Consider the following 11,059-nt stretch of genomic DNA (forward strand, 5'->3'; position numbering starts at 1 on the left):
GACCCATATGCGGATTGCGTCGGATGTCTCCTCCCATTGCGTCCGGCGCGTTCCCCTCTGGAGGTTACAGACCTTCACGCTTGGCCGGGCTCAACAGTCCGGCCTTTTCTTTTGGTCATCGCGTCTGGGTCGAGCATCGTCCTGCCGCAGCGCGCCGCTTCAGTTGCGAGGAGGGAGCTGCTGGACAGACCATGTGTTGCCGTCAGGATCCTCAAAGAAGACAAATCTGCCCCAGGGAAAATCCTTGATATCGCTGACCTCGATGCCTTGGGCGGCCAGATGCCGGTGCGCCTCATCGATGTCGGGCACAACCAGCTGCAGACCCCGTATGGATCCCGGGGTGCTGTCGACGATGCCTTTGCCCATGGCAATCGAACAGGCCGAACCGGGCGGCGTCAATTGCACGAAACGTATCTCGTCGCTTACCGTGTGATCATGATCGAGGTGAAAGCCGACCTTCCCAACATAAAAGGCGATGGCATTGTCGACGTCCGATACGGGGACCGGGACCAGTTCCAGCTTCCAATCCATGACAACCCTTTCGCAGCTTTCGCCAAGTGGTGCCGAACACCGTGGGCGACATCCCGCCATCTTCCCAATGCCATTGTCGGCGCGGGCCGCTCAATCGGTCAAGAGATATCCGGCAAAAGCCGGGTTCGGGCAACGTGAGGACTGGTCTCATTGCTGACGGCGTTCGGAACCGATAAGCGCAAGCTCAGTGTTGGCCAAGGCGTTCTCGTGCTTTCCGCCACGCCCGAACCGGGCAGGGTGGCGGTTCGGCCGAGTTTGCCGCGCGCTATGCAGCGCGCTTCGGACCGATCGGCAATTATGCCGTGAACGCCCACGATTCGGCCTGTCTTCTTCTTGCCGCGATCAAAGACGCCAGCACTGTATCCAAGGGACATCCGAGCCGGTGCGACGTTCTAGCGGCAGTGCGCGATATCCGTTTCAAGGGAATCGCCTATCGCGAGGCCGTACGGTGGAATGAAAGGCGACAATCTGGCCGCGGTGACTGCACTCAACGTGGTGGAAAACGGCCACTTCCGACAGATCGCCGAAATCCGGCAGATGCAGAGTGTCGAGCAGACCAACCCCCGACAGGCTCTCCGACCGAACCGCTTTCCGCCGCTTTGCCAGGCGATTTTCACAGGACCGCGAAACAATTATCTCCGGTCGCCGTTTCGCCCGCAGAACCTTTCGAGGAGGCGACGATGAGCGCAACCGGCTTGGACGTTTTTGACAAAACGCTGCAAATAACAAACATCTGGCTAGACGAGATCATGGTGGATCTTGGTCCGGATCGACACGTCGCCTGGCATACATTGGGCGCCGTTCTGCGAACCCTTCGGGACAGGCTGCAGGTCGGACTGGCGGCCAAATTGGGAGCGGAACTGCCGCTGCTCGTGCGGCCTACTATGATCGCTATCGGCCCGCCGACATGCCCGACAAGACACGCTCGCTCGAGGAGTTCCTGCAACACATCGCCGATGAATTGAAATCGACCCGTGCTGTCGATCCCGGGGATGCGGCACGCTCGGTGCTGCGTGTGCTTGCACGGCATATCGACCTTGGCCAGTCGGCAAAGGTGCGGGATGCGCTGCCAAAGGAAATCCAGGTCCTCTGGCCTGAAAGCGTGGGCGTCAAATAGCGGCGATCCTGCTCATGCGGACGCGCGACGGACCGAAGCTTCGAACGTAAGCGCGGGTGGGTCTGGTCGACCCGGTGACGCTGTGTGCCCCGCTCGATGGCGAGGCTTAGCTGGGCAGCCGATGTGAACTGTCGCGGCTTAACCTGGAAAGATCGTGAAACCGCCGTCGACGCGGATGACCTGTCCGTTGATGAAGCGGGCGCGCGGGCCGGCGAGGAAGGCCACCGCTTCGGCGATCTCTTCAGGCTCCGCATACCGGTTCAGCGATTTCTTGCTCGAATCCATGCGCTGCGGATCGACCACGCGGCTCGCCTGGAACCGTGCCGTCTTGGTGGCGCCAGGGCTCACCGCATTGACGCGTACGCCATCGTCGATCAATTCCTTGGCGAGGCAGCGCGTATAATGGACGACAGCCGCCTTGAGCGTCGAGTAGACCACCTCGGGCGAGCATCCGATATGCGCTGCCGCCGAGGCGATGTTGATCACCGAGCCTGAGCCGCGCTTGACCATCGGCGGAACGAACGCCTGGCAGACCAGCATCGTGCCGATGAGATTGTTCTCGGTTAGAACCTTGATGTCTTCGTAGTCGATATCGAGTGCGTTGTTGGGATTGGGCTTTACGCCCTTGGCGCCGATGTCGCCGCCGGCGCAGTTGACCAGAATGTGCACGTCGCCGAGATCGGCCTCGATCTTCCTCTTCATATCGGCGACAGCTTGTTTGTCGCCTATATTGCCGGTGACCGCGGTCACCCGCGTCCCATGCTTCTCCAAGCCCCGGGCAGAGTCGCCGAGATCCGCGAATTCGCCATATTGAGATGGCCGAGTCCAATCGAGGTCGTGGACCGCGACGTTTGCGCCAAGTCCGGCCAAGCGGTCGGCCATCACGCGGCCGAGGCCGCGTCCCGAGCCGGTTACGAAGGCGGTCAGGCCGCTGAGTTCTCGGGCAGTCATGCTGATTTCTCCATTGCAATGAAATCGAACTTCTTCATGTTGGCGGCGCTGCGCCGGATCATGTCGAGCTCGTACGAAACGAGCGCGCCGTCATCGTCCCGTTCCCATGGCGTGCGGTAGTCGGCGTCGTCCGCAAGGCGGTTCACGCGCGCAGCACTCAGGCACGCGGCGAACTCCCGGGCGGTCTTCTGCGCATATCCGTTCCACCAGTCGTCGGTGAGCCAGCGAACGTGACGGGCCTCAAGCGCGCCTGGCTCAAGCACCGCCGTCAGCGTGTCGTGGTGCTCGCCAAGGATGGCTGCCAGTTCGGCGAATGGCACGGCGCCGTCGCCGATCGCGCACCGGACCAGACGGTAGCCCTCATCCGTGAACTGAATGCGATAATCCTTGAGGTGAACATGGCGGACATGGGGCGCGATCCGGCGCGTGAAGGCAAGCGGCGCCTCGCCGACAGGAAAGGTGTTGCCGGTGTCGTAGGTGATGCCGACACCCGGCCTGCCGAGTTCGCAGAACGCAACCAGTTCGTCGCTGCCGAAGTCCTGATGGTTCTCGATGCCGAGCATCCAGCCCTCGGCCGCCGCACGCGGCCCCCATTCCGTCAAGGCAGCGCGAATCGTGGCGTTGAACTCACTCCATTTCGGTCCCCACGCATTGCGGTCGCCGCACAGGACAGGCGTCAGTGCGATACGGATCGTCGTCGCCTCGAGCAGCCGCGCAGCCCGAAAGGCGTTGTCCAGCGGACCTGCCACCAGCAGTCCGCCGCTCACCACCGGGACGATGTCCAGCGCGGCAAGACGCCTGCGCAGGGCGACGATTTCGGCGTCAGTCAAGTCGGTCAACCAGGGTTCGTAGATCTCGAGCGTGCGTGCGCCTAGTTCCTGCGCCAGCGTAATGAAGCCTTCCAGCCCCACGCCGTCCGGATTGTGCCGTGGCGTGCCGCGGCCCTGCAGTCCGAGATGATAGGTCAGTCCGTAGGGGTTGAGGCCGAGACGAAGCATCAGCTTGGCGGTTCCAATGGAGAGCGGAGAAGCGTCACTAGCGCAGACCAGCATCGACGGTAATGGACTGTTTGGTGATCATGCGGCTGTCGTCGGCTGCCAGGAAGAGCACTGTGCGTGCAATCTCCTCGCCCAGCAGGACGCGGCGGATCAATTGCCGCTGCACCGTCTGGTCGACTGCCTCCTGCGTCTTGAACCACAGCTCGCGCTGCCGCTCGGTCATGACGGCGCCGGGTTCGACCGCATTGACGCGGATGTTATCCGGTCCGAACGAGCGCGCCAAAGCACGCGTCAGCGCCACCACAGCCCCCTTGGCGGTGGCATAGGCCACCATCTGGTCCGCTCCGAAACGCCAGGCGATGGAAGAGAAGTTTATGATCGAGCCGAAGCCGAGTTCCTTCATATGCGGATGCACAGCCTGCGCGGCGAAGAAGTGATGCCTCAGATTGACGTCGAAGCTGCGGTCCCAATAGTCGGCCGTTACCGCGTCGATGGGATGGCGTTGATCATTGGCGGCGTTATTCACCAGGGCGGCGACCGGACCAAGCCGCGCGCGCACGCCTTCTACCGACGCCTTTAGCGCATCGACGTCGGTCACATCGCAATGGAGATATAAGGGAGCCTGCCCGGCGGCACCAGCGAGCTCGCTCACCAACGCCTCCGCTGGCTCGTCTTGCACGTCGAGAAAGGCTACCCGGGCGCCATTCGAGGCGAAGGCACGGACCATATCGGCGCCGATGCCGGAGGCGCCGCCGGAGATCAGCACGACCCGATCGGTCAAGCTCGGATAAGTCGCGAATTGTACGGACATCGATTACAGAAGCGCCTTGGTTGTTGGATCGAACAGACAGGCGCGCGACATATCGATGCCCAGCGTTATCGTCTCGCCCATGACTGGAGCGTCGTCCGGCTCGAAACGGCCGGTGATCTCCAGGTCACCCAGCCTGAGCACGGCAAGCGTCTCGGCCCCGGTCGGCTCGACCAGTTCGACCGGCGCCTGCATGGACGCCACAGCAGGTTTGCGCGACTTCAGATCGGTCGTGAAACGGTAGATGTGTTCCGGCCGGATACCGAGCACGACGTCCTTTGGCGCACCGGCGGACATCGGCGCGGCAAGGGCAAGGCTGGCATCGCTGCCGTCAGCGGCGCGTACCGAGATGCTGGTCGAGCCGGTAAGCCGGGCGGGGATGAAATTCATCGCCGGCGATCCCATGAAACCGGCAACGAACATGTTGGTCGGCCGGTCGTAGATCCGCTTCGGCGTGTCGAACTGCTGGACCGAGCCCTGGTTCATCACCGCAATGCGGGATGCAAGCGTCATCGCCTCGACCTGATCATGGGTGACGTACACCGTGGTCTTGCCAACGCGATGGTGAAGCTTCTTGATTTCGGTACGCATATCGACGCGCAGCTTGGCGTCCAGGTTGGACAGGGGCTCGTCGAACAGAAACAGCTTTGGGTCGCGTACGAGGGCGCGCCCCATCGCGACGCGCTGCCGCTGCCCGCCCGAGAGCTGGCCGGGCTTGCGTTTAAGCAACTGTTCGATCTGCAGGAGCGCGGCAACCCGTTGGACAGCTTCCGCCTGCGCCGCTTTTGGCACGCCGCGGCTTTCCATGCCGAAGGTGATGTTCTGGCGCACTGTCATGGTGGGATAGAGGGCGTATGACTGGAACACCATCGCAATGTCGCGGTCCTTGGGTTGCACGGAGTTCACCAGCCGGTCGCCGATCCATATCTCGCCCGACGTGACGGTTTCGAGGCCGGCGATCATGGCGAGCAAGGTTGACTTGCCGCAACCCGACGGGCCGACAAGGGCGACGAATTCTCCGGTCTTAGCCTCGAGATTGATGCCGGCAAGAATCTCGAGCGAGCCGTAGCTCTTGTGAAGGTTGCGGATCATCAACGCGGACATGGGCGACGCCTCATTTGATGGCGCCCTGGGTGAGGCCGCGCACGAAGTATTTTCCACCGAACAGATAGATCAGCAGCGGTGGCAACGCGCCGATCAGCACGGCTGCGCTCATCACATCGTAAGCACGCGCGGTCGTGCCGCCGGCCGTGAGCGCGACCAGTGCCGCGGTAATGGGCTGCTGCTGGCCTGATGTGAAGACGACGCCGAACAAATACTCGTTCCAGATGCCGGTGAACTGCCAGATGACGGTGACAATCAGAATGGGCGGCGACAGGGGCAGGATGATCTTGCGGAAGATCCGCCAGAAGCCGGCGCCGTCGATGCGTGCCGCCTTGATCAGGTCGTCCGGTATGCTGACGTAGAAATTGCGGCAGAACAGGGTGGTGAACGAGATGCCCTGGACGACGTGGATAAGCACCAGCCCATATGTCGAATTGGTCAGGCCGAGCTTGCCGAGCAGGAACGCCCACGGCATCAGCGAAATCTGGCCGGGCATGAATACGCCAAGCAGCATCAGATTGAAGATCAGTTCGGAACCCCTGAAGCGCCATTTGGAGAGGATGTAGCCGTTCATGGCGCCGAGAATGGTCGAGATGATGGTGGCGGGGATCGTCATCGCCAGCGAGTTAAAGAAATTGCGCTTCATGCCCTCGCAGGTACCGCTGACGCAGTAGGATCCCCAGGCCTGCGCCCACGCATCGAACCGGAAGCTGCGCGGTACGGAGATGAGGCCGTTGCGGGCAATCTCCGACTGCTCGCGCAATGAGTTGAAGATCACCACCAGCAATGGCACAAGATAGACGACCGCGAAAAGCGTCAGCACGGCATAGACAAGGAAGCGGCTCCAGAAATGCCGGCGCGTGGCAGCGGCTTCCTCCGGATCAAAACGGGCATTAGGGGCAACTTCAGCCATTGCGGCCCTCCGCCCGCCGGCGCCAGACGATCCACAAGGAGTACGGCACCAGCACTACCGCGACCGCCGCGAGCATCATCATCGCCGCGGCGGCACCCTCGCCGATTTGGCCGCGCTGGAACATCAGGTCGTAGACATAGATGGCGGGGAAGGTCGTGGACACGCCTGGCCCGCCCCGCGTCAGCGCCGCCACCAGGTCGAAGGTCTTGATGGCGAATTGTATCTGAATGACCGCCACCGCCAGGAATATCGGAGCGATGGTTGGCAGGATGACCCTCCGATAGGTCCGGAAAACCGACGCGCCGTCGATTTGCGCGGCTTTGACGAGATCCGGATCGACCGACCGCAGACCAGCCAGGAAAAGTGCCATTGCGAAGCCGGACGACTGCCAGATACCGGTTATGATCACCGCATAGATCGCGGTGTTGCGGTTGGCCGTCAGGGCGAAGCTGAAGTCGGTCCAGCCAAGCCCTCGAACGAAGGCCTGGATACCGTCGACAGGGTTATACAGCCAGCTCCACACCGTACCGGTGACGATGAAGGACACCGCCAACGGGTACAGAAAGATGGTGCGCCAAACCGCCTCGCCGCGGACGCGCTGGTCGATCGCGATCGCGAGCAGCAGGCCAACCGCCATCGAGCCTACGATATAGAAGCCGCTGAACAGGAAGAGATTCGTATAGGCGATGTTCCAGCGCCGGTTTGCCCAAAGCGAAGCGTAGTTGTCCAGGCCAACGAACCCATAGGTCGGCAACAGCGACGAATTGGACAGGGAGATGTAGAGCGTCCAGAGTGTGAAGACGAAAACATAGATGAAACTCGCCGCTATCGATGGCGCCAGCACCAGAATGGGCACCATCGTGCCCAGGCGCTCGCGCCACGGACGGGCCGCGGCAGCTGCGGCTGGTACAATCAGATCATGGGTGGACATCGGGCTGCTCCGGCGAGGTCTGGCCAGGCGCTTCGCCCCGGCCATCATCGGCAGCGTCACTCCTGCGCTTCGGCCGCATCCGCCATCGCATTGGCCGCGTCCTGCGCACTCATATCCGGCGTTGCTACAAACTCCGTGATGCTATCCATTATTGCGCCGCGGACCTTTTGCGGAACCGTCATGTTGTGCGCCATTGAACGCACGAGCGTGCCGGCGGCGATCGAGGCTTGCAGATCCTTTTGCGAGAGTTGCTGGCAGGGATTGAAGCCGTTCGAAAGATCGACGTCGAGGCGGGCCGGGATGGACCCTTTGGTCTGATTGAAAATGGTCTGAAATTCGGGCGACAGGATGATGCTGGCAAGCAGCTTCTGTCCCTCGATGTAGTCCGGGTCCTTTTGCTTGAAGAACACGACCGAGTCCGAATTCAAGATGAAGCCGGGCTTGCCCCAATCGGTCGGCGCCTGTGCGCAGACATAGTCGGTGCCCTCCTTGAAGCCGCCGGCCGTCAGCAGGCCGATCGTCCAGTCGCCCATGATGTGGAAGGCGGCCTCGCCGCGGCCGACGAGATGCGACATGGTATCCCAGTCACGCCCGTTCATGCCGGGGTCCATGTACTTCGAGGTCATGGTGCGAAACTGCTCGAAGGCCTTGACCATGCCGTCGCTACGCATGGCATCGACGTCGCCCTCGACGAAAGCTTTCCTGTAGAGATCGAGGTCCTGACCGTACACGACCACTTCGAAGACCGTCGAGTCGGTCCAGTCGGCGGTCGAGTGCGAAATGCAGATCTTGCCGCTGGCCACGATCTTGTCGCAGGCGGCGTTGAATTCCGCCCATGTCTTCGGCATCTCGGTGACGCCCGCGTCCTTCATGACCTTCGGCGATGCCCACAGCCAGTTGATGCGGTGGATGTTCATCGGCGCTGCCACCCAATTCCCGGTCGGCTTCATCACCGGCAGCAATTCGGGAGCGACGACCTTCTCCCAATTTTCCGCCTTCGCCAGGTCGTCGAGATTGGCTGTCATGCCCGTCTCGTTCCATTCGGCGATCTCGGGGCCTTTGAGTTGCACAGCGGGAGGTGCGTTGCCGGCGATCACATCGGCACGCAGTTTGGCCAGGGTATTGGCCGTATGGCCTGCGATGGAGGTCTGCTGCCAGGTGCCACCCTTGGCGGTAAACATCTCGCCGAGCTTGGCGATAGCCTGGGCGTCCGATCCGGTGGCCCATTGATGCAAGAGGTTGGTCTTCGGCTCCGCGAGCGCTGTTCCGGTAATCAAGGTGAAGGCGGTAGCGGCCGCAAAGGCCGTCCTCAGGTATTTCATCGTTTCACTCCCATATGTGATGCACGGTTCGTTTCGACCGCTTGTGGCCTGCGATTTGAGGTCGTGGCCGGCGAGATGCAGTAATCTCCGTTCTTTCCAAGATGACATATTTGAGCTATCAGTCAACATGCTTTGTGCTCATCATGAACAAACCTTCGCTTAGAAATTGGCTGATCGACAGGCCGTCCGCGTCGCCGGAGAGCCTGATCGTCCGATGCTTGCGCGAGCGCGGCGTGCTTTCCGCGTCGCAAATTACCCGCATTACCGGTTTGGCGCGGTCGACGGTTTCAACCGCGCTCAACGGCTTGAGAAAGTCAGGGATGGTGATCGAATCCTCGGCCCATCGTGACGCGGCCAGGGGCATTGGCAGGCCGGCCACGGCATTGACGCTCAATCCCGCTGCGGGCACCTGCGTCGGCATCCACCTGGGCCTCGACGAGATGCGGTGCGTCGTCGCCGACGTCTCGCATTCTTTCGTTGCCGAACAAACTATCCCCATGGGTCTGGACTACCAGCCGCAACAGGCGGCCCAGCTCGCCAAGTCAGTAATTGCCCGATGCTACGAAGAGAACGGTCTGCCGATGGCGGGGCTCCTGGGGGTTGGGGTCTCCGTCTCGGGCCCAGTCAGCCGCGAAGGAGTGGTGCTGCGCGCGAGTATTGTTCCGACCTGGGCCGGGGTCAACATCCGCGATGTGTTCGGGCCGGTCCTCGAACAGCCGATCTTCGCCGACAATGAGAGCAACTGCTCGGCCATTGCCGAGCTGATGTGGGGTGCGGCCGTCGGCCACGACGATTTCGTGCTGTTCAAGGTCGATCTGGGCGTCGGCGGGGCCATTGTCCAGCACGGCCGGCTGGTGAGCGGCATCGCCGGCGGCGCCGGCGAATTCGGGCACATCAGCATCGATCCCGGCGGCGACCTTTGCCGGTGCGGCAATCGCGGATGCCTGGAGCTCTATGCCAGCTTTGCCCGGCCGCTCGAGCAGATTTCGCGCATCGTGCGGCGGCCGGTCACGATGGACGATGTGATCATGATGGCCGAGCAGGGCGACGTGAGGGCGCTGCGGATGATCGAGGACACCGCAGAGTTCGCCGGCCGTGGCCTTGGCCTGATCGGTTCGGTGCTCAATCCGCCGCTCATCATAATCGGCGGCCGCATGGCCTTGGCGGGCGACATTCTCCTGGCGCCACTGATCGCGTCATATGAACGCCATACGCTCATCAAGTCCCGCGATGTGGCGCCTGCGCTGCGCACGCGGATAATCGTTGGCAAGCACACGGAGAACGACGCACTGCTCGGCGCGGTCGGCCTCGTGCTGCGCCACAACAGCCGGCTTCAATGACCTGACTCCGCTTCGGGTGGTACTCTGAGGCTCGTTGTTCCAAATCGGTGCGCACCCGCATCGCAGCCAAGTCCCTCCGGCCTTTGGACTGGTTCACTCTGGCGCGTTAGAGCGTGGCCGATGATGAGCGTGCCGAGAGGTGTCACAAGAATCGCGTAGGTTTATGGTGTTAACGGGCAAAGCTTGGGGAGCAGTCGTCAATGCCGTATTGCTGCAGCAGGCCGAGCCCTACCTCTCGCCCGGCCGGGAAAACTGTAAGATGAAGCAAAGCGGAGTTGTCTTGCCGCACGGCGGTGGGCGGGTGGTGCCGGCTCTCGGGATCGACGTCCATGTGTGGCGGGTTGCTCTCGATGCTCCCCTTTCGCAGTCGGACATGGCCGTGCTCAATCCAGCCGAATTGACCAGGGGCGGACGGTTTGTTTTCGAGCAGGATCAGCGGCGCCATCTGGCAGCTCATGCCGGCTTACGCCGGGTGCTGTCCATGTACACCGGCCGAGCGCCGGGAGAACTCGATCTGCGGGAGACCCCACAGGGAAAGCCGTTCCTTGCGGACGGGCGCCTCGCCTTCAACCTTTCGCATTCGGGGGATCTTGCCCTTGTGGCCGTGGCTGCCGCCGGGCAAGTCGGCGTCGATGTCGAGCGCGTCGCCCCGCGGAGCGGCGAGATGTCCATGGCCCGTTCTCTGTTCGCGCCCGGCGAGATCGCACAACTTGAGTCACTGGCGCCAGAGGCCCGCCGCCTCATGTTCTGCCGGCTTTGGACTTGTCGCGAAGCCGTGCTCAAGGCTGCCGGCGTCGGCCTCTCCGGGGTGGGACTCGAGATTGGGATGGACGGGAGCGGCGAGGCCTATATCCTCTCGCCGCCACTGGAATTGGTTGAACCCCTCAGGCTCATTGAGTTCCGCCCAAGCGCGCACCACGTGGCCGCCGTCGCCTGGAGTGCACGCAGTCCTCAGGTCGTCGCACGCCGCTTCGATTTCGACTTGGGATTGCGTTGACGCTCCGGAACGGGCCTCGGGGACGCCTGTTTTTGGCGACGAGGATC

10 protein-coding genes and 2 pseudogenes are annotated in these 11,059 nt (G+C 62.3%); 4 read left to right on the forward strand and 8 right to left on the reverse strand.

Going from position 1 to position 11,059, the window contains the following annotated elements:
• Positions 1-159: 159 nt before the first annotated feature.
• Positions 160-531: a VOC family protein gene (locus NKI63_RS05745; RefSeq protein WP_352647488.1), complete on the reverse strand. Its 372-nt coding sequence runs from the start codon at positions 529-531 to the stop codon at positions 160-162.
• Positions 532-1,211: 680 nt separating this feature from the next.
• Between NKI63_RS05745 and NKI63_RS05750 the strand changes: the two are divergent.
• Positions 1,212-1,648: pseudogene (locus NKI63_RS05750) on the forward strand (DUF2267 domain-containing protein).
• A 138-nt stretch (positions 1,649-1,786) separates the two neighbouring features.
• Here the strand turns inward: NKI63_RS05750 and NKI63_RS05755 are convergent.
• Genes NKI63_RS05755 through NKI63_RS05785 form a run of 7 tightly spaced genes read right to left on the reverse strand, consistent with a single transcriptional unit; the run spans position 1,787 to position 8,675 of the window.
• A complete protein-coding gene (locus NKI63_RS05755; protein WP_352702892.1) occupies positions 1,787-2,599 on the reverse strand; it encodes an SDR family NAD(P)-dependent oxidoreductase in 813 nt (270 codons plus the stop codon).
• Positions 2,596-3,597 carry a sugar phosphate isomerase/epimerase family protein gene (locus tag NKI63_RS05760; protein ID WP_352702894.1) on the reverse strand — a complete coding sequence of 334 codons (1,002 nt, stop codon included), beginning with the start codon at positions 3,595-3,597 and terminating at the stop codon, positions 2,596-2,598. The genes NKI63_RS05755 and NKI63_RS05760 overlap by 4 nt, the downstream gene beginning before the upstream one ends.
• Positions 3,598-3,634: 37 nt before the next feature.
• Positions 3,635-4,408 carry an SDR family NAD(P)-dependent oxidoreductase gene (locus NKI63_RS05765; protein WP_352506264.1) on the reverse strand — a complete coding sequence of 258 codons (774 nt, stop codon included), beginning with the start codon at positions 4,406-4,408 and terminating at the stop codon, positions 3,635-3,637.
• Positions 4,409-4,411: 3 nt separating this feature from the next.
• A complete protein-coding gene (locus NKI63_RS05770; protein WP_352506263.1) occupies positions 4,412-5,509 on the reverse strand; it encodes an ABC transporter ATP-binding protein in 1,098 nt (365 codons plus the stop codon).
• 10 nt (positions 5,510-5,519) lie between these two features.
• Positions 5,520-6,422, reverse strand: coding sequence for a carbohydrate ABC transporter permease (locus NKI63_RS05775; protein WP_254817037.1), 903 nt, complete (start codon positions 6,420-6,422; stop codon positions 5,520-5,522).
• On the reverse strand, positions 6,415-7,353 hold the full coding sequence (locus tag NKI63_RS05780; protein ID WP_352466746.1) for a carbohydrate ABC transporter permease: 939 nt from the start codon (positions 7,351-7,353) through the stop codon (positions 6,415-6,417). The genes NKI63_RS05775 and NKI63_RS05780 overlap by 8 nt, the downstream gene beginning before the upstream one ends.
• 56 nt (positions 7,354-7,409) lie before the next feature.
• On the reverse strand, positions 7,410-8,675 hold the full coding sequence (locus NKI63_RS05785) for an ABC transporter substrate-binding protein (protein ID WP_352506261.1): 1,266 nt from the start codon (positions 8,673-8,675) through the stop codon (positions 7,410-7,412).
• A gap of 143 nt (positions 8,676-8,818) precedes the next feature.
• Here NKI63_RS05785 and NKI63_RS05790 point away from each other — a divergent pair.
• The 3 genes and pseudogenes from NKI63_RS05790 to NKI63_RS05800 form a co-directional block, all read left to right on the forward strand.
• Positions 8,819-8,947 (forward strand): annotated as a pseudogene (locus NKI63_RS05790) (hypothetical protein); the annotation flags it as partial.
• Positions 8,948-9,058: 111 nt separating this feature from the next.
• Entirely contained in the window at positions 9,059-10,015 is a 957-nt protein-coding gene (locus tag NKI63_RS05795) for an ROK family protein (RefSeq protein ID WP_352690000.1), read from the forward strand.
• 259 nt (positions 10,016-10,274) lie between these two features.
• Entirely contained in the window at positions 10,275-11,012 is a 738-nt protein-coding gene (locus NKI63_RS05800) for a 4'-phosphopantetheinyl transferase family protein (RefSeq protein ID WP_352506259.1), read from the forward strand.
• The last annotated feature ends 47 nt before the right edge of the window (positions 11,013-11,059 follow it).

The organism is Mesorhizobium sp. M0410 (assembly GCF_040321435.1).
Lineage (GTDB): Bacteria > Pseudomonadota > Alphaproteobacteria > Rhizobiales > Rhizobiaceae > Mesorhizobium.

What these genes read in the sequence shown, in the direction of transcription:
- NKI63_RS05745 (WP_352647488.1), bottom strand. Translation starts at nt 531, where the DNA reads ATGGATTGGAAGCTGGAACTGGTCCCGGTCCCCGTATCGGACGTCGAC.
- NKI63_RS05755 (WP_352702892.1), bottom strand. Translation starts at nt 2,599, where the DNA reads ATGACTGCCCGAGAACTCAGCGGCCTGACCGCCTTCGTAACCGGCTCG.
- NKI63_RS05760 (WP_352702894.1), bottom strand. Translation starts at nt 3,597, where the DNA reads ATGCTTCGTCTCGGCCTCAACCCCTACGGACTGACCTATCATCTCGGA.
- NKI63_RS05765 (WP_352506264.1), bottom strand. Translation starts at nt 4,408, where the DNA reads ATGTCCGTACAATTCGCGACTTATCCGAGCTTGACCGATCGGGTCGTG.
- NKI63_RS05770 (WP_352506263.1), bottom strand. Translation starts at nt 5,509, where the DNA reads ATGTCCGCGTTGATGATCCGCAACCTTCACAAGAGCTACGGCTCGCTC.
- NKI63_RS05775 (WP_254817037.1), bottom strand. Translation starts at nt 6,422, where the DNA reads ATGGCTGAAGTTGCCCCTAATGCCCGTTTTGATCCGGAGGAAGCCGCT.
- NKI63_RS05780 (WP_352466746.1), bottom strand. Translation starts at nt 7,353, where the DNA reads ATGTCCACCCATGATCTGATTGTACCAGCCGCAGCTGCCGCGGCCCGT.
- NKI63_RS05785 (WP_352506261.1), bottom strand. Translation starts at nt 8,675, where the DNA reads ATGAAATACCTGAGGACGGCCTTTGCGGCCGCTACCGCCTTCACCTTG.
- NKI63_RS05800 (WP_352506259.1), top strand. Translation starts at nt 10,275, where the DNA reads ATGAAGCAAAGCGGAGTTGTCTTGCCGCACGGCGGTGGGCGGGTGGTG.